20 protein-coding genes are annotated in these 16,635 nt (G+C 58.2%); all 20 read right to left on the bottom strand.

The window, feature by feature from the left end:
- Positions 1-19: 19 nt before the first annotated feature.
- Entirely contained in the window at positions 20-322 is a 303-nt protein-coding gene (locus tag AB4Y89_RS02870; RefSeq protein ID WP_442299394.1) for a hypothetical protein, read from the bottom strand.
- Positions 322-1,371 (bottom strand): flagellar basal body P-ring protein FlgI, encoded by a 1,050-nt coding sequence (locus AB4Y89_RS02865; protein ID WP_442299858.1) that lies wholly within the window; start codon positions 1,369-1,371, stop codon positions 322-324. Before AB4Y89_RS02865 ends, AB4Y89_RS02870 begins: the two co-directional genes overlap by 1 nt.
- Positions 1,372-1,415: 44 nt before the next feature.
- Positions 1,416-2,129: a flagellar basal body L-ring protein FlgH gene (locus AB4Y89_RS02860; RefSeq protein ID WP_442299393.1), complete on the bottom strand. Its 714-nt coding sequence runs from the start codon at positions 2,127-2,129 to the stop codon at positions 1,416-1,418.
- Positions 2,126-2,605, bottom strand: coding sequence for a hypothetical protein (locus AB4Y89_RS02855; RefSeq protein ID WP_442299392.1), 480 nt, complete (start codon positions 2,603-2,605; stop codon positions 2,126-2,128). Before AB4Y89_RS02855 ends, AB4Y89_RS02860 begins: the two co-directional genes overlap by 4 nt.
- Positions 2,605-3,393 (bottom strand): flagellar basal-body rod protein FlgG, encoded by a 789-nt coding sequence (gene flgG / locus AB4Y89_RS02850; RefSeq protein ID WP_442299391.1) that lies wholly within the window; start codon positions 3,391-3,393, stop codon positions 2,605-2,607. The genes AB4Y89_RS02855 and flgG overlap by 1 nt, the downstream gene beginning before the upstream one ends.
- 10 nt (positions 3,394-3,403) lie before the next feature.
- Positions 3,404-4,156: a flagellar hook-basal body protein gene (locus AB4Y89_RS02845; RefSeq protein WP_442299390.1), complete on the bottom strand. Its 753-nt coding sequence runs from the start codon at positions 4,154-4,156 to the stop codon at positions 3,404-3,406.
- A gap of 111 nt (positions 4,157-4,267) precedes the next feature.
- Positions 4,268-5,182, bottom strand: a complete 915-nt coding sequence (locus tag AB4Y89_RS02840) for a hypothetical protein (RefSeq protein ID WP_442299389.1) — start codon at positions 5,180-5,182, stop codon at positions 4,268-4,270.
- Entirely contained in the window at positions 5,161-5,433 is a 273-nt protein-coding gene (locus tag AB4Y89_RS02835) for a FliM/FliN family flagellar motor switch protein (RefSeq protein WP_147648528.1), read from the bottom strand. The genes AB4Y89_RS02840 and AB4Y89_RS02835 overlap by 22 nt, the downstream gene beginning before the upstream one ends.
- Before the next feature lie 2 nt (positions 5,434-5,435).
- Entirely contained in the window at positions 5,436-6,302 is an 867-nt protein-coding gene (locus tag AB4Y89_RS02830; protein ID WP_442299388.1) for a FliA/WhiG family RNA polymerase sigma factor, read from the bottom strand.
- A 9-nt stretch (positions 6,303-6,311) separates the two neighbouring features.
- Positions 6,312-8,327 (bottom strand): flagellar biosynthesis protein FlhA, encoded by a 2,016-nt coding sequence (locus AB4Y89_RS02825; RefSeq protein WP_442299857.1) that lies wholly within the window; start codon positions 8,325-8,327, stop codon positions 6,312-6,314.
- Between the two features lie 47 nt (positions 8,328-8,374).
- Positions 8,375-9,469, bottom strand: coding sequence for an EscU/YscU/HrcU family type III secretion system export apparatus switch protein (locus AB4Y89_RS02820; RefSeq protein WP_442299387.1), 1,095 nt, complete (start codon positions 9,467-9,469; stop codon positions 8,375-8,377).
- On the bottom strand, positions 9,466-10,242 hold the full coding sequence (locus tag AB4Y89_RS02815; protein ID WP_442299386.1) for a flagellar biosynthetic protein FliR: 777 nt from the start codon (positions 10,240-10,242) through the stop codon (positions 9,466-9,468). The genes AB4Y89_RS02820 and AB4Y89_RS02815 overlap by 4 nt, the downstream gene beginning before the upstream one ends.
- Positions 10,243-10,246: 4 nt before the next feature.
- On the bottom strand, positions 10,247-10,516 hold the full coding sequence (locus AB4Y89_RS02810) for a flagellar biosynthetic protein FliQ (protein ID WP_147648533.1): 270 nt from the start codon (positions 10,514-10,516) through the stop codon (positions 10,247-10,249).
- Positions 10,517-10,525: 9 nt separating this feature from the next.
- Entirely contained in the window at positions 10,526-11,419 is an 894-nt protein-coding gene (gene fliP, locus AB4Y89_RS02805; RefSeq protein ID WP_442299385.1) for a flagellar type III secretion system pore protein FliP, read from the bottom strand.
- A complete protein-coding gene (locus AB4Y89_RS02800) occupies positions 11,420-11,728 on the bottom strand; it encodes a flagellar biosynthetic protein FliO (protein ID WP_442299384.1) in 309 nt (102 codons plus the stop codon). It lies immediately after the preceding gene.
- A gap of 10 nt (positions 11,729-11,738) precedes the next feature.
- Positions 11,739-12,284 carry a flagellar basal body-associated FliL family protein gene (locus tag AB4Y89_RS02795; protein ID WP_442299383.1) on the bottom strand — a complete coding sequence of 182 codons (546 nt, stop codon included), beginning with the start codon at positions 12,282-12,284 and terminating at the stop codon, positions 11,739-11,741.
- Between the two features lie 82 nt (positions 12,285-12,366).
- Positions 12,367-13,599, bottom strand: coding sequence for a flagellar hook protein FlgE (locus AB4Y89_RS02790; RefSeq protein ID WP_442299382.1), 1,233 nt, complete (start codon positions 13,597-13,599; stop codon positions 12,367-12,369).
- A gap of 41 nt (positions 13,600-13,640) precedes the next feature.
- Positions 13,641-13,925, bottom strand: coding sequence for a flagellar hook capping FlgD N-terminal domain-containing protein (locus AB4Y89_RS02785; protein ID WP_442299381.1), 285 nt, complete (start codon positions 13,923-13,925; stop codon positions 13,641-13,643).
- A 22-nt stretch (positions 13,926-13,947) separates the two neighbouring features.
- Positions 13,948-16,122, bottom strand: coding sequence for a hypothetical protein (locus tag AB4Y89_RS02780; protein WP_442299380.1), 2,175 nt, complete (start codon positions 16,120-16,122; stop codon positions 13,948-13,950).
- Positions 16,123-16,172: 50 nt separating this feature from the next.
- Entirely contained in the window at positions 16,173-16,634 is a 462-nt protein-coding gene (locus tag AB4Y89_RS02775; protein ID WP_442299379.1) for a hypothetical protein, read from the bottom strand.
- Position 16,635 lies beyond the last annotated feature (1 nt).

The raw sequence follows: 16,635 nt of genomic DNA, 5'->3' as shown, positions 1-16,635 counted from the left end.
ACAACACTCCTTGACGGGCTTATCGGCCTGTCGGGGCCAGACTTGAGCTCGTAACAGAATCTTTTTCGCGTTGTTCGACAGCCGCTACCATTTTTGAACCAAATCCAAGGCCACCCCGGCTCGCCATCGCTGTCGCCAGCGCCTCAGTCCCGTAGGACTTCAGGGCATCGCCGAACTGACCCTCTCCGTCTTCCTCGTTCCGCAGCGGCTTCAACAGCTCGTTCATCAGCATACCTTCAAACTGCTTCGCTGCGTTTTCGAGCTTTTGTTGCCGTATTGCGGTTGCATCGCCCAGGGACGGGCCTACCGAGGTCACCATCATCACAGCACCTCAATCTCTGCTTCTAATGCTCCTGCCGCCTTCATTGCCTGCAGAATCGAGATCACGTCACGAGCTGTAGCCCCGATCGCCTGCAGATCCCTCACCAGTTCTTCCACCGTCGCGCCCTGCTTGAGCTCGATGCGGTTGACCGGCTTATCCTTTGCATCCACCTTGGTTTGCTGCACCACCTGCGTTGTTCCCTGCGCGAAGGCGTTTGGCTGGCTGACCTCGAACTCCGAGACCACATTGACGCTCAAACCACCGTGCAGGATCGAAACCGGCTGCAGCACCACCTGGCCGCCAATTACGACTGTTCCAGTACGTTCGTTAACAATGACCCGGGCGCTTGGCGCCAGAGCCACTTCCACAGCCTCCACGCGGGCCAGAAGTTGAGGAATATCCTCTCCGGGACCGACCTGGAGCTCGATGCGGCGGCTGTCCATCGCTCGTGCCGCCGAGCGCCCAAGCGCTTTATTCACCGCGCTTGCCATCGATTCCGCACTGCGAAAATCAGCATCATTCAGCAGCAGAGAAAATGTCTGGCGGCCGGCAAGCTCGAGCGGAACTCCCCGCTCCACCATGGCTCCGGTCGGGATTCTGGCCGTCGTCGGATGGTTGGTCTGTTTGGTATTGCCATTCGCGCTGACAGAGTACCCACCGAGCGCCAGCGATCCCTGCGCCTGCGCGTAGATACGGCCATCCGCACCGTACAGCGGAGTCATCAGCAACATCCCGCCATCAAGACTCTTTGCATCGCCCGCGGCCGCTACCGTGACGTCGATACGGGTTCCGGGCCGCGCGAAGGGCGGCAGCGACGCCGAGACGAAAACCGCGGCCAGGTTCTGCACGCGGATTCCGTTCGACGGTACGCTCACACCCATGCGGGAGAGCGTCGCAGCCAAAGTCTGCATCGGGAAGCCCGTCTGCTGGCTGTCTCCAGTTCCCTGGAGACCCACAACAATGCCATACCCTACAAGCTGGTTTTCGCGAATCCCTTCAATGGTCGCAATATCCTTCACATGCGCCAGGCGGGCGTCGGCGCCGAACATGACGCCGGAGATCAGCAAAAGCAGCAGGACGATGAAAGCGCGCATTAGAAGATCACCGCTTTCTGCAACAACCGGACCAGCACATTAGGGCGGCGAGTGTAATCGGTCACGATGCCTTTTCCGCGCACCTGCAGCTCAAGGCTGGAGATTGCGGTCGAAAGGACCTGATTCTGCTGCGAGATATCTTCCGGGCGAACCAGGCCGCGCAGCACAATCGTCTGCGTCTGCTGGCTGAACTCCACCTGACGGGCGGCCTCAATTACCAGCATTCCGTTTGGAAGGACTTCAACAACCTGTCCGCCGAATGTCGTCAACAGACTGGAGTTATTAGCGCTGCTTCCCTGCCCACTCAACCCGGCCGCAGAATTCTGGCCGATAAGGTTCTGCGCGGCAGAACTTACGCTCAACTTGCTGAACAGCGAGGTAATCTGCGAGCTTGCGTTCGAGGTCCGCGATCCCTTTACTGCGCCATCGGTGCTTGCAACCACACTCTCCTGGACCACCACCTGGATCAGATCATGCGGGAACCGGGCGCGCATATCGCTGCCCATCCGTGCCATCCGGCCGTTTTCAGTCCAGATGGAACCAGGCGAGGTCTGCGAACCGGCGTCCTCGGCATGAACGCGGGCCAGATAAGAATCCAGCGAACTGGCCGCGACATCCTGCTTCTTGGACTTACCCTGCGCCATGGAGATCTCCACTCCCAGCAGCAGAAGCACCAGCATCACTAACGCGATATATTTCCACTCATTCTTCATCGCAGTTCGACCTCGCCTTTTCCTTTGATCACCGCCTGGATCCTACGTTCGGAACCCTCACCGCCAAATACCGCCATCGAAACCGGGATGACGTCTCCCACCATGCCGCTGCCGTTCGCAATACCCACCATCTGCATACGGCTTGAAGTCGAGTTTGACTTCACAAAAACCCGTTCCCCCGCGCGGACTGCGAGCTCCAGCGACGCAACCTTGGTGACAGGCGTCTGTGCTTTTACATCTACCGGCGCGGGTAACATATAGGCCGGCCATTCTGGGTGCGAGCAAGACCGCACTACGGCCCAGCTTCCACGCCCAACCAGATCGCGCTTCACAGCCTCCACACGGTATCCGCCGCTTTCTCCCAGCTCTACTGGAGCAGCAGCCACTCCTACGACGGCAAGCTCCGGCGTGCGTGCGCACTTTGCCTGCCCGAGTACTGTTCCAGTTGCCAGACCTACTACCAGAAGAATCCGCATTAGCGCACCAGGTTATTGATTTGGCCGTACATGTCGTCGGCGGTCTTAACCACCTTGGAGTTGCTCTCGTAGGCCCGCTGGGCCATGATCATCTGCACAAACTCCTCAACCGCATCCACGTTCGAGTTCTCGAGATAACCCTGCTGCAGCGTGCCGACGCCGGTCGTTCCGCCGGGAGTATCTGTAATCGCGGTTCCCGAAGAGGTGCTGGGCAGAAACAGGTTGCCGCCAACCGAATTCAGGCCACCGGGGTTCGCAAAGGTAGCGAGCTGAAGCGTGCCGAGCTGCGAGCTCTGTGTCTGTCCTGGAATCGTTGCCGTCACAACGCCGTACTGTGAGATCTGAACGTTCGTTGCATTCGAAGGAATCGTGATCTGCGGCGTAAGAAAATCGCCGTTCGCCGTGACCATCTGTCCCTGATTGTTCAGATGGAAGCTGCCGGCACGCGTGTAAGCGATAGCGCCGTCAGGACGGGTGACCTGGAAGAAGCCCTGTCCCTGGATAGCCAGATCGAGATTATTACCCGTCTGGTTGAAGTCGCCCTGGGTCATGATGACTTCGGTCGCGACCGGCTTGGTGCCGAGACCGATCTGCAGGCCGGCCTGGGTCGTCTGCGTGCTCTGCGCGCTGCCAGGAGTAACGACGTTCTGATAGATCATGTCTTCGAACTGAAGACGCCGGCGGCGGAATCCTGCCGTCGCTGAGTTAGCCAGATTGTTGGCAACCGTATCCAGATTCATCTGCTGCGCGCTCATGCCGCTGGCTGCCGTATATAACGCCCGTATCATCGCCTTACTCCTATATCCGTCCCAGGTCTTCGCCTGCCGTCTTGTCGAAGCTGTTGAAAATGCTTAGTGCCTTCTGCATCATTTCTGTTTGCCGCTGCGTCAGGATGAGCTCCATGGTGCCGTGAATGGCGTCTTCATTCGAGCCTTCGAGAGCACCCTGGCGAACGACTGCAGCTCCGGTCTGAGGCGTAGCCCCGTCCGCCGCTGCAAACAGATTGGTTCCCTGATTGGTGAGTTGCCCCGGACCAAAGTCAAAGACGCCGATCTGGCCGACGATGGCGCTGCCCGCGGGCCCGCTCACTGAAATCATGCCGTTCTCTGCAATATGAACCTGCCCGCTCGGCAGGGTGATTGGTGCGCCGCTCTGATTAAGAACCGCGTCGCCATGCTGCGTTACCAGAGTCCCGTTTTCGCTGCGTTGAAATCCACCGTCGCGCGTATAGCGAGTACCCTGTGCCGTTTTAATACCGAAATAGCCGTTGCCCTGCAGCGCCAGATCCAATGGATTGCCGGTCGTCTCAATCTGCCCCTGCGCCGTATCCAGGCGATTCCCGCCAAGCAGGTTGTAATTGTTTATCGCCCGGCCCACCTGGGAGGCTTCCGGCTGACCTTGAGTATCCGCGGTATCCATGAGAGAGCGGAAATAGTCCCGTTGCGCCCGGAATCCATGCGCTCCCACATTCGCGAGATTATTCGCCGCTGTATCCAGGGCCTGGGTACGCGACTGAAGCGCCGAATAGATGGCATAGATCCCGCTGCTCATACTCTCAAGATGTGCACGCAGCGTGCCGATAAAAACAAATCGGGCTTAGAAAGCACTAAGCACGCTTTCTAAGCCCGGTCTTATCTTTGCCTTTCGGCTTCTTTACTTCTATTAAGGATGGATTCTCCAGACACAATCGAGAACATCCTCCGCCGATTCGCCGGGAATGCATGAAACGGCGTGTCCTTCGAGCCACAAACGCATCCAGTACAACCGTCCTACACGCACCAGCCGTGCCGCGACCGGCTGCTGCTTCTCAATAGCCGAAACCATCGCCTTGACCAGGCTGTCCTGATCTTCGACCGTCTCTTCGTTCGTGGCGATCCCCTTGCACTCCGCCAACCGCTTGCGTGCGGCCTGATACTGCGATGACGGCAAAAGGCCGCTGTGCACATGCAGATCCGTCATCTGTTCCAGGGCCAACGCCGCAGCCGGATTCAGATCCGCGTCGAAGGCAAGATAAAGAGCCTTGCCGCCGGCTACACGTACCGGCAACATGCCGCTCTCTTCCAGAACGGCCTGCGGTGCAAGACGCGCCATCCGCTCCGGAGAGAAACCTTCCAGGGTCAGCATCGGGCAATTCCACTGTGCGCCCATCGCGCGCGTGATCTGCCCTTCACTCAAATTTGCGGCTTCCATCAGGCAGTCGCCGATGCGGACGTGTCCGCGCTGCCGCTGGCGCTGTAGTGCCTGCTGCAGTTGTACAGGCGTAATGATTCCCTGAGCCATCAGTACCAGGCCCAACGGAATACGGTGGTTATGCGGGCTGAATTCATCGCCTGCGATGCTTGATCCAACTTCGCGGCGAACTGCATGGGTTACCAGATGAGAAAGGCAGTTGCGGCTGCACGCCCACTGACCTTCAAAGTACGGACGAGTACGGTTTTTCCAACGCTGCAACCACCCGCCGGTGCATTGCAGGTTCCCGCAAAGCACGGTCTCGGTGACATTCGAGGGGATAGACTTATCGCCGATAGACGGCGTTTGCAACACGATACTGTCTTTTACTGAATCGATGTAGGCCATTCCACGCTCTCCTTGCGTGTTTGTTCCGGAGCGACCTCCGTAACCTCGAAGGCGTAATTACCGTTCACGATCACAATCTCGCCCCGTGCCACAACCCGCCCGCTCACAACCAGCTCGACCATCTCGTCGATCTGGCGGTCGAGCCTCAGTCCAGCACCCGATTGCAGGCGAACGGCATCGCCAAGTGTCAATTCCCGCGATCCAAGCCGAAGTACGGCATCGAACCGAAGCCCTTCCAGCAACTCAGGCATCGCTATTTCGCCCTCGCGCTACGACGCTTCGACTCGTCTCCATTCTTGGCATTGGCCAGATCCGCCAGCTTGGTGCGAAGCTTCAGCACCGCCGAGGAGTGAATCTGAGAGACACGCGACTCAACGACACCTAGCGTCAGACCGATCTCTTTCATGGTCAGTTCCTCGTGGTAGTACAGCGTCAACACCAGACGTTCTTTCTCGGGAAGATCTTCAATCGCATCGGCCAAACGCTGCCGCAGCTCACCCTTCAGTGCCCGGAACAGGGGTCCATCTTCGTCAGGGCTGGCGACATAGGCCAGTTCCTCATCTCCGGACTCTTCATTTTTCTCAACATGGAGGCTGCCGATCTCAAGCCCCTTCAGCTCGCCAAGCAGCATCTGGTAGTCATTGAGACTCATGCCAAGCTCTGCGGCGATCTCCTGCTCCGCCGGCGAGCGGCCAAGTGCATGTGTCAGCTTGCGGATCGCCTCTTCGACGCTGCGGCCCTTGCGGCGCAGCTCACGAGGACTCCAGTCCAGAGTCCGCAGTGAGTCAAGTATCGCGCCGCGAATGCGGAACTGCGCATAGCTCTTGAACTGCACCCGTTTGCCATGATCGAACTTATCGTAGGCGTCCATCAGGCCGATCACGCCGGCCGATACCAAATCTTCCAGCTCCACATGCTGCGGCAGCCGTTCATGGATACGCCGCGCGATGTAGCGAACCGTTGACAGATGATCGAGAAGCACCTGCTCACGGCTCGGTATCAGTTGGCTGCCATCCATGCTGGCAACCAGGGCGCGCGCAGCTTTACTGGCATCCTCAGCAAGCAGTGCCGACCCCAGCCCCACTTCGCTTCCGTAATCCTTCATTCCAAGCCTCGCCATTTCCGCTCCTTACCCTATTTGACCCACGCTCTGCACCCTTACTTCCGCCGGTATTTCGACTGGTGAAAGTACTGTCACCCGCGGGAGTATCGGCTCAAGCCAGCGACGTACGTGGTAACGTGCCGGCGATGGACATAAGAGCACGGGAAGTGCCGAAGTTGAGCCTGTTGCTGTTAATCGCTTCACAGACTCCACCAGCTTCCTGAGGAAATCTCCCTGTCCAACTACCATCTGACCCTCACTGCTGCGTGCCCTGGGATCGAAAGTTCCAATGATTTCGTCCTCAAGCGAGCGCTCCAGTGTTAAAACCTTCAAAGCTCCGTCCGAGTCGAGCAACGGATGCACCAGGCCACGGCCCAGCGCCTGACGCACGCTCTCCACCAGATGGACGGTGTTCTTGGAGTGCGCCGCGGCCTCTACCAGGACCTCCAGAATGCTTCCCAGATCGCGTACCGAGACCTGCTCACGCAGCAGTTGCTGCAGCACTTTCTGGACCTCGCCGAGAGTCATTAATTTCGGCACAAGTTCTTCCACCAGCTTGGGGTGACTCTCGGTCAAACCGTCCATCAGGCGCTTCACTTCGCCGCGGCTCAGCAGTTCATGGGCATGACGGCGGATAAGCTCGCCAAGATGAGTCCCAATGACGGTCGTTTGATCCACAACAGAGCAGCCCGCTGCTAGAGCGCGCTCCTGCAGCGATGGATCGATCCACTTCGCATTCACACCGAAGGCAGGTTCTTTCGTCTCAATTCCCGGCAGCGCCTTGGCGCGTCCTTCGCGATCGGGACCGGCGGTAACGGCCAGCAGGCAATTCCCTTCCGTCTGCCAGCGGCCAATCTCGATGCCGCGCAGGCTGATGACGTATTCGCGTGGACGAAGCCGGAGGTTATCTGTGATGTGAACGGAAGGCACAACGAAGCCAAGCTCCGTCGCCAGGTGACGCCGCAATGCACGGACACGATTCAGCATCTGGCCTCCGTTCGACGCATCGACGAATGGGATCAACTGGAAACCGATCTCAAGAGTGAGCTCATCGACCTTCAACAGCGACGCCAGGTCATCCTGTTGCGATGCCGCAGCCGCGCCCGCCTTCTGTTCGACCAGCTCCTCGACAACTTCCGGAACTTCCGCGGGCAGGCTCTTTGCCACCATACCGACTGCAAGCGCCATGAAAATAAAGGCCAGCTTCGGCAGACCAGGAATCAGGGTCATCGCGGCAAGAACACCGCAGGTGATCCAGAGGGTCTTCCGCTTGGCGAACAACTGCGATCCCAGCTCTGCATCCAGAGCTCCGGAAGAAGAGGCGCGCGTCAGCACCATGCCGCCGGCAACACTGACCAGCAGCGACGGAATCATGGTGACCAGGCCATCGCCCACCGTCAGGATGGTGTAGGTCTTAACCGCCGTCATCAGATCCACACCCTGCTGCAGCGTTCCGATCAACAGACCGGCAATGATATTGATCGCCGTAATGAGAATGGTCGCCATGGAGTCGCGCTGATTGAAGCGCGCGGCGCCATCCATCGCGCCATAGAACTCGGCCTCGCGAGCGATGGCTTCTCTACGTTTGCGAGCGCCCTGTTCATCGATCAGGCCGGCGTTCATATCGGCGTCGATCGCCATCTGCTTACCCGGCAAGGCATCAAGAGTGAAGCGGGCTGTAACCTCGGCCGTACGTACCGCGCCGTGGCTGACCACCAGGAACTGGATCGCGATCAGGGCCAGAAACAGCACGAAGCCGACGATGTAGTTGCCGCCAACAACGAACTGCCCAAAGGCTTCAATGACGTTTCCGGCAGCGCCTGTACCTTCGTGACCGTGCAGCAGAATCCGCCGGCTGGAAGCCAGGTTCAGTGACAGGCGGAACAGAGTCAGCAAGAGCAAGAGCGTCGGAAAGACTGAGAAGTCCACCGCGCGCCGCACCTGCACAGCCGTCAGGAACACGATGATGCTGGCGGTAATTGAGACCGCCAGCAATAGATCCAGCAACAAGCCGGGCAGCGGCACCAGCATGACGAAGATCATGCTGATAGCGCCGAGCGGCAGCAATACACCATTCCACTTTTTCAGGTTCACATTCCACCTCCGGCAAGGCCGCCGGCTTCACGCATACGTTTTTCCCGGGCCTGCTGCTCGAGCTTGGTGCGATACAGATATGCCAGGATGCCGGCCACTGCCGAATACAACTCAAACGGAATCGACTGCCCAACTTCGACCATCTTGTACAAACTCCGTGCCAATGGTTTGTTCTCCATAATCGGAACCCCTGCCCAGCGCGCCTGTTCGCGGATCTCAAGGGCATGCAGGTTCTTACCCTTTGCCAAAACTTTGGGAGCGGACATCGTCTCAAAGCTGAACTCCAGCGCTACCGCGTAGTGGGTCGGGTTGGTAATCACCACGCTGGCGCGGCTGATATCCGCTTTCTCTCTGCGCTTGCGCATCTGCCGCTGGAGCTGCCGGATCTTCCCTTTGATCTGGGGATTACCCATCGCCTCTTTTACTTCCTCGCGGACTTCCTGCTTGCTCATCTTGAGGCGCTTGTTCCACTGCACCCATTCCATGGTGTAGTCCACGCCGGCCCACATCACCATGACCAGTGCTGTGATCATCGCCAGGTGATAGGCAGAGGCGAGCGTCTCGGTGAGGCGATTGAGGCTCATCACCGGCATGCCGATAATAAGGCTGCGAATGGTTCCAATTGCGATACCAATCACGACGGCCGCGGGGATCAGGCTCTTAGCCAGACGCAATATGGAGCGGGTGCCGAAGAGCTGCTTAACGTTTTCAGCCGGATTCAGGCGGGTCCATTTGGGTTGCAGTGCTTCGACCTGGATCTGTGTGCCACCACCCTGCAGAATGCCTCCCGTCAGAGCGCCCATCAGTGCACAGCTCATTACCACGACTGCGGGCCACAGCACCGGAAGTGCGACATGCCAGATAGCATGGCGAAACATTGCCTCGTCCCAGCGCTCGCTGGTCATCGAGAGCACATCAGAATAGGCCCCCCGCCAGCTCTGCAGCACCTTCGGAGCAACCGCACCTATTGCGGCCAGACCAGCGAGCATGGCTAAAGAACTGAGCAACTCGCGCGAGCGGACGACGTCGCCTTTTTCGCGCGCCTTCCGCTTGCGTTGCGGTGTTGCCTGTTCTGTTTTCTGCTCGCTCACCCGCGCACCAGCCTCTCAGCGGCATTCAACAGGTTGGTGAAGTTGTGCTCAATCCAAAGCGGCCAGATTCCGAGCGATGCGATCAGTACACCGTAGCTCACCAGTGTTTTCACGGGGACATTGACCGCCATGACCGGAAGCTGCGGAGAGATTCGGGCGATCAAGCCGACAACGACCTCTACCATCAGCGCTGCACACATCACAGGCGCCGCAAGCTGAAGGCCGCCCAGCAGGACACCTGCTGTCATATGCGCCAGCTCGATACCGCTATTGGTGTGCATCACTGCCTGGCCTACAGGAATTGCGGCAAACGTCCTCATAAATGCGGCCAGCATCGTGCGCTCAAGACCACAGGCCAGTAGTACGAGAATTCCAATCCATCCCAGAAACTGGCCCAGAACTGGAGTCTCAATCTGTGAGTTCGGATCCATCAGGTTTACGAGCGAGAAACTGAAATCGATGCCCAGTAACTGACCGGCGAAGGACAGAGCTTCGTTCATCAGCGACAGCGCAAATCCGAAGACCAGGCCAACCGAAAGCTCACCAAGCACGGAGGACGCATTGATTGCCGGCGTTGGTCCCAGCTCCATTACCACCGGAGTAAGCAGGAACGCGATCGCGAAGACGAAACCAGCCTTGATGCGCATGGGAATTGCCTTCGACGAGAACACCGGGGCAAAGAGCATCAGGCTGCTGACACGGATCGACACCAGCAGTCCGGTCGCCAGCAGACGTTCCCAGGTCGGCGGCAGATTTGCGAAATCGATCGGCATGTCGTTATCCAAGAAAGCGGTGGAAGTCGCGCCACAACGTCACGGTGAAGGTCATCACACGGTGCAGAAACCAGGGCAGCGTCACCATGGCTGCTCCCAGAACGACAAACAGGCGAGGTACCGTCGTCAGCGTCTGTTCCTGCAAGCTGGTAAGAGTCTGCAGAAGGCTCAGACCGACGGAGATCAAGCATCCGCAGATCAGCAGCGGAGCGCTGAGAATCAGCGCCTCACGCAGCAGCATTCGTCCGAGTTCAGCAACTTGGTTGGGTTCCACGATTGTTCCTCACGAAAAACTTTTCAGCAGCGAGCCGGTCAGAAGGTTCCAGCCATCGACCATCACAAAGAGCAGAATCTTCAGCGGAGTTGAGATCACGACAGGAGGAAGCTGCATCATGCCGATAGAGGTCGTCACGCTTGCTACCACCAGGTCGATTAGAAGGAACGGAAGAAAGAGAATCGCGCCAATTTGAAAACCTGCCTTGAGCTCGCTGAGGATGTACGCCGGAACGACAACCTGCATCGGGAGCTGTGCGCGGGTCTGAGGGCGCTCCGCCATACCGGCAGAGGCAAACAGCGCCAGGTCTTTTTCGCGAGCGTATTTCAGCATGAAAACCTTGACCGGTTCAGAGCCCTTCGCGATCGCTTCTTCACCGCTGATCTGTCCGGCCCTGAAGGGAGCCACTGCCTGTTGGTCCACCTGGACCAGGACTGGCTGCATCAGGAACCAGGTCATCATGAGACCGAGTCCCATCAATACCTGGTTCGACGGAGCTGTCTGCGTCCCCAGCGCCTGGCGCAGGAAGTGAAAGACAACCAGCAACCGCACCAACGGCGTCATCGACAGCAGAATCGCCGGGAGCAGGCTCAGCAGAGTAAGGCCGATGACGATCGACCAGGAGCTGCTGGGTTCGTTCTCGAGGCGGTGGTTGATGGAATCTTCGCGCTTACCCGTATTCTGGTTCGACTTTGACGGAGCCGTCGGCGCCGTAGGGGCAGTTGAGCCCGCCGCCCGACGTGCCGCTTCAGTGGCAAAGGCCAGCGCCATCCGCTGCTCTGCGACAGCGGGGCTCTCTGCCACCGCTGCGGCCGGCTGCCCATGGGCCGCACTCCGTTTTTCAGCCTGCATGGAGACGCCGGACAGCAGGACGGCGACCAGCAGGACAGGACGAACCAGCATCTACTCAGCCTTCCTTACCGGCATCATGGCCTGAACGCCGTGCTCACTGCTTCCAACCAGGAACTGCTGACCTTCACACTCCACCAGCGCAAGTTGCTGCTTGTTGCCAAGCGAGACTTGTTCGAGGACACGGAGGCGCTTCTGCTCCCGAGGACGAGTAGCGCGTCCCTTCCAGGAACGCAGGATCCAGGAGGCCAGGCCGGCTGGTTCCGGACGACGCATCTCGGCTAGCGGAACGATCGTTCTCTGCACGATCGCGAGTTCCGGCTTTACTACTTCGGCTTTGACCATTGCTACGCTGCGACGCATCTCTGTCTCCTTACCGCTGGACCAGGAATTCTGTGAAGAAGATGTCAACCACCTTCATGCTGGGTTCGCGCACCGTGAGTACGGCCTTGATCTCTTTCTTGACCTGCTCTTTACCTTCAGGCTGCAGCAGTTCCTCTGAGCTCTTGCGCCCCAGGACGTCGATCAGCGCATCCCGTACCGCGACATCCTGCTGGCCGCCGGCCTTGGGTTTCTTCTCCCCGCCCTCTTCCTTCTTTGCCTCGCCGAGCTTTTCCTCATCGGCAACGCGCAGGGTAATCGCAGCACGCAGATAAGCACGCCCGCCCAAATCGGTCAGGTTGACTACCATCGGTTCCAGGACCTGGTCCTTGGTCTTCTGGGGCTCGGTTTTGACGACCTCAACAATCTTTGTGCCGCCGCCGCCGAGCTTCCCGGTCTTCCCCATCCACCAGACCAGTCCGCCGGCCGCTCCCACGGCTCCTATAACCGCAACAAAGGCGACCATCGCCAGTTGCACTATGCCCACTTTGGCCACCGGCACTGCGGGCGTCATCTCTGCTGTCTCTGCTTTAGCCATATGTCCCACTTAAATGCACCTGCCGTGCCATTCAGGCACGGCAGGCATTAGTGAGGACTCAGGAAGGCCTCAGACGCTACAACTAACGGATCATATTGATTGCAGACTGGGTTAGCGTGTCGTACGCCGTAACCGTCTTGGAGTTCGCCTCAAAGGCGCGCTGGGCGACGATCAGACGCGAAAACTCGCCGGCGATATCAACATTGGACTGTTCCAATGAATTTCCCAACACCGTGCCACGGCCACCCGCACCGGCGACGCCGATGGACGGCAGACCGGATGCCTGGCTGGAGATAAAGGAGTTGTTGCCGACGCGGGTCAGACCCTGGGTGTCGCTAACCGTGGCGATAGCCAACTGGCCGACCACGCTGCTACGGCCGTTGCTGTACTTGGACGAGATGATGCCATTGGAATCAATGGAGAAGTTCTGGTAGGTACCGCTGGCATACCCGTCCTGGGTGGTAGACGCAGTAGCGGAGGCAGAGCTTGAGCTCGAGACCATCCCGTTGCCGGCGCCGTCATAGAGCGACCAGTTGAAGCTCAGGTCTGCGGCACTATTGGTCAGTCCCGGAAAGGTGATGCCGGTGATATTGCTGCTCGGTCCGACCAGCTTGCCAGTCGAGTCGAAAGTCAGCGTGCCGGTATTGTTCGAGGGCGTGCCCGAGATATCGCCAGCGGGAAGCTCGATGTCGTAATTCCAGGTCGTATTACTGGTTTTCGTGAACTTGACGCTCGCCAGGTGCGTGTTTCCGAGGGAGTCGTACACACTTACGGAGCTGGCAAAGGTTGTGCCAGTGGCCGCTGAAGAGTCCAGATTCGCCCGCAGTCCAACATTCTTGGTGGTGCTGGCCGCCTGGTTGGAACCGATCGGAAGCTGGATCGGAGCCAGGGCGCCGCCGGTGCCTACAGTTACTCCGTCCGTGCTCTGGAAGCCCATCACGCTGGCGCCGTCCAGGGTCGTCAGATAGCCATCCTTGGCAAGCTGGAAGTCGCCGGCGCGCGTAATCTGCTGTTGACCATGGTCCTGGATCACGAAGAAACCGTCGCCGTTCAGCGCCATATCGGTCGCATTATTCGTCGTGGTCAGGCCACCCTGCGAAAAGTCTCCCACAGTTCCGGAAACGCGAGTACCAAGTCCGGACTGCAACGCATTGCCCGAGCCAGACTCGCCGAGCTGCTGGTAGAAGAGGTCTTCGAACTCGGTGGTAGCGCCCTTGAAGGCCACCGTGTTCAGGTTCGCAAGATTGTTACCGATCGTATTCAGCGCCACGGTATTGGCCTTCAGGCCCGTCAGCGCAATTGAAAATGCACCCATCGTAATTCTCCTTATCTTTGATCCGTTACTGCTGGAAATCTTTATCCGTTGCTGCTGGAACTTGTTGAGCTGGTGCCTGACGTTATGGAGGTAATGCCCTGATTGATCGAAATCAACTGCTGCAGACTGTTGACACTCACCAGCTGCTGCAGGTAGGCACTCGGATCGGTCGGCTGCGTGGGATCCTGGTTCTTCATCTCGGCCACCAACAGCGTCATAAAGTCGCTCGCGGTGATATTGTTGCCACCACTGCTGCTACTGCTTGTTGAATTGTTCGTACTCGATGTCGAAGCCATCGGGCTCGCTGCGTTCGCATTTACCTGCATTTCCGTCTCCCCTTAATCCGGCTTATACCCGGACGCTCAACAGCCCTAAACCGCGTGATGTGGTCGACAAGGAAGGAGAAGCTCCTACCTGCCGCCATACCAGTTTTTTCTGCTCTGCCCCCGCATCGGTGCCGGAGGACTGCTGCCCACGGTCCTGTTGCGCTCTCCCGCCCAGGTCCATGTTCATGGCAGCGCTCTCCTGCATCCGGACCACCTGGACTCTGTCCACCGGCACCGTCTGCTGGCTCAGAAAACTTGTCATATGTGGTGCTTCAGCTTTCAGCACCTCGTGCGAAAACTCACTGCTCGCCATCACCACGGCCGTCACCGTGTTGTCGGTTCCCTTCTCGGCGCGCACATGCATCACACCATGTGTTTCATCCGCAATCGCCACTTCAATCTGGCGATGTCCAGCGGCTACCCATTGTGCGCCGTTTTCCTGCGCATTCGATCCTGCAGCCGCATCCAGGCGCGCAAATGGATCGCGAGAACCTGACTGCGTCGGCTTCGGAGCGTCCGTCAGATCCTGGAGATTGTTCGCCCCTGTCTCTACCTTCAGCGCAGAGACCGCATGCAGCTTGTTATCTACGGTGTGGACCGCGGGAGAATGCGCTGCCTGCGGAACAGGCGCTTCGTTGGCGGCGGAGGTATTTTTCTCCGCAGGAGCGGAAACATCCTGCGAGATCTTCGTTACTCCTGCCTCATCCTTCGCAGGCTTTTCATCTTTTGCAGTGGCCTCTTTTTGTCGTCCTGCCATCTGAACTGGACGTCCAAACTTACCTGCAACCGTTTTTGTTGTTACCGTCTTTACCGCGACAACCGACTGAAGCGAACCCTCGACGCTATCTTCCTGCGCCTGCTTCTGCACAGTTGGAGCTGCAGAGGTCATCGGCATGGCATTGACGACTGCATCGCTCTGGATAATCTGCTGCTGGGGAGCAACATTGTTTCCGGTCTCCCCGTGTGAGATCTTTCCCGAGACCGAACCCTTGCTGCTGCCACGTACAGCGGAATGGGACTCAGAAGAAGACAGTGCATCTTTGCCAACCTTGGTCGGCTCGCCGCCGGCCAACTGCACCGGCAATGCAGGAACTATAACGGCAGCAACAAGGCTTCCATCCTGGCCATTATCCTGAGCATCGTTCTTTTCTTCAGAAGACGATGCCGCCTGCGGTACATCTTCTTTTGCATCGGTTGAAACCGCACCCTTCGGGCTGTCCGTCTTTACCGATGCGTCCGTCTGCGGCACATGGGTGGCTACAACCCCAACGTCGATGGCCCTAACGAGCGGCTGGTATGCATATTGGTGCCCGCGAGGCATGATAAGCGGAAGAGTTCCCGTACCTGTCTTCGACTCTTGAGTTTGTGACGGAGCTTGTGGCTGGGGTACGGTTTCCCGTGTTGAAACAGTTTGCTGGTCCGGAGCCGCCTGTACTTCGTCTGGAGTCGCCTGTACTGCCGTATTCGCTTGAGCCGGTATCTCTGACTGCGCGGGCGCATCCTTAGTCACAGGCCCTGGCTGTACGGGAATCGGTGGTGCAGAAACATTTGGCTTCACGGCCACTGCGACGGCAGGCTCCGAATCGGAGGTCTCTACCTTATCGCCGCTTAATACCGTCGAGGTATTCTCTGCCTGTGGAACTGGCTTTGCTCCTGATTCATGCGGAGTCTGCGGCAATAGCTGGCTGTCAATCAGCCGCGGCTTATCCTGAGCCTCTGGGGCTGGCAGTTGCTGTGCAGCAATCGTCCCCACCGCGTCCTTCGAATCAGCTTGTGGCACTTCAACATTGGAAACGTCCCCCATCTGCTGCGGTACCGCATCACTTATCGCAGAACCAACTTGTGGTGCAGTAACGATCTGAGGAGCAGCTGGCGTAGACGCTATTGATGTCTCGCTTGAATGCGGCACCGTATCCACGGCGGAAGTAGTCTGCTGCAGAGATCCGCGAGAAAGATCGGTGGCTTTGTCGAATGTTCCAGCAGACAACGTCTGTGTTGCAGGAACCTTAGTCTTGCCGTCAGCCAGAATCGGCGCATCGGTCGCAGTCTGTGCACCGGTTCCCGCTGCTGCTTCAAACATGCCGGCAAACAGCGAGTCTCCTGTACCCGACAGGTTGTCGCTAATCCCCGTCGAGTGCACGTCAGACGATATTGCCGTTCCTCGCACGAGCGAGGATCCGATCGTCGCTGCTGCCATGTCCATCATGCCCTGGATATGTGCAGTTCACGTTCCAAAACGACAGCGCTTTATATTAGTGTCTCTTTAGCAATCTTTTTCTTTGCCGCATGTTGCTTGATGAGAAAGAACTCATCCGCAGCCTTCTGTGCACGAAGATCTTCTGCAGCGGCCCGAGCTCTCGTCGCTTCGCGATAGAGCGACTTCATCTGTTCGAGCTTCTGCTGCTGTACAAGCATTGCTTCTTGCGCTATGCGAATGCGCTCATTCGCGCGGACAAGACCTTCGTTAAGCTGTCTCTCTTTTTGATCAATGAACGCCGACTCCGACGATGACAGAATCCATTGTTCGGAATCGCCGATACTCAGTGCATCCTGCGCATTCTTCTTCAGGGCATCTCGTCTCGACTGGATTGTTCGAATGTTTTGTTCGATCTGTTGCCTGCTCATGAATGCCTGCTGCAGTACACCCTCTGCCTTTTCAGCTTCAGTCTCCGCAACACGCAGCAAAAGTGCAGCCCGCGCCAGTTCCATG

The sequence above is a fragment of the Terriglobus sp. 2YAB30_2 genome, from assembly GCF_052114765.1.
Taxonomy (GTDB): domain Bacteria; phylum Acidobacteriota; class Terriglobia; order Terriglobales; family Acidobacteriaceae; genus Terriglobus.
Note: the sequence above shows the minus strand (reverse complement) of the source record. Positions and strands in the feature narration are given on the sequence as shown.

Coding starts and splice junctions, on each gene's coding strand:
- AB4Y89_RS02870 (WP_442299394.1), bottom strand. CDS start 322: ATGATGGTGACCTCGGTAGGCCCGTCCCTGGGCGATGCAACCGCAATA.
- AB4Y89_RS02865 (WP_442299858.1), bottom strand. CDS start 1,371: ATGTTCGGCGCCGACGCCCGCCTGGCGCATGTGAAGGATATTGCGACC.
- AB4Y89_RS02860 (WP_442299393.1), bottom strand. CDS start 2,129: ATGAAGAATGAGTGGAAATATATCGCGTTAGTGATGCTGGTGCTTCTG.
- AB4Y89_RS02855 (WP_442299392.1), bottom strand. CDS start 2,605: ATGCGGATTCTTCTGGTAGTAGGTCTGGCAACTGGAACAGTACTCGGG.
- flgG (WP_442299391.1), bottom strand. CDS start 3,393: ATGATACGGGCGTTATATACGGCAGCCAGCGGCATGAGCGCGCAGCAG.
- AB4Y89_RS02845 (WP_442299390.1), bottom strand. CDS start 4,156: ATGAGCAGCGGGATCTATGCCATCTATTCGGCGCTTCAGTCGCGTACC.
- AB4Y89_RS02840 (WP_442299389.1), bottom strand. CDS start 5,182: ATGGCCTACATCGATTCAGTAAAAGACAGTATCGTGTTGCAAACGCCG.
- AB4Y89_RS02835 (WP_147648528.1), bottom strand. CDS start 5,433: ATGCCTGAGTTGCTGGAAGGGCTTCGGTTCGATGCCGTACTTCGGCTT.
- AB4Y89_RS02830 (WP_442299388.1), bottom strand. CDS start 6,302: ATGGCGAGGCTTGGAATGAAGGATTACGGAAGCGAAGTGGGGCTGGGG.
- AB4Y89_RS02825 (WP_442299857.1), bottom strand. CDS start 8,327: ATGATCTTCGTCATGCTGGTGCCGCTGCCCGGCTTGTTGCTGGATCTA.
- AB4Y89_RS02815 (WP_442299386.1), bottom strand. CDS start 10,242: ATGCCGATCGATTTCGCAAATCTGCCGCCGACCTGGGAACGTCTGCTG.
- fliP (WP_442299385.1), bottom strand. CDS start 11,419: ATGCTGGTTCGTCCTGTCCTGCTGGTCGCCGTCCTGCTGTCCGGCGTC.
- AB4Y89_RS02800 (WP_442299384.1), bottom strand. CDS start 11,728: ATGCGTCGCAGCGTAGCAATGGTCAAAGCCGAAGTAGTAAAGCCGGAA.
- AB4Y89_RS02795 (WP_442299383.1), bottom strand. CDS start 12,284: ATGGCTAAAGCAGAGACAGCAGAGATGACGCCCGCAGTGCCGGTGGCC.
- AB4Y89_RS02790 (WP_442299382.1), bottom strand. CDS start 13,599: ATGGGTGCATTTTCAATTGCGCTGACGGGCCTGAAGGCCAATACCGTG.
- AB4Y89_RS02785 (WP_442299381.1), bottom strand. CDS start 13,925: ATGCAGGTAAATGCGAACGCAGCGAGCCCGATGGCTTCGACATCGAGT.
- AB4Y89_RS02780 (WP_442299380.1), bottom strand. CDS start 16,122: ATGGCAGCAGCGACGATCGGATCCTCGCTCGTGCGAGGAACGGCAATA.
- AB4Y89_RS02775 (WP_442299379.1), bottom strand. CDS start 16,634: ATGGAACTGGCGCGGGCTGCACTTTTGCTGCGTGTTGCGGAGACTGAA.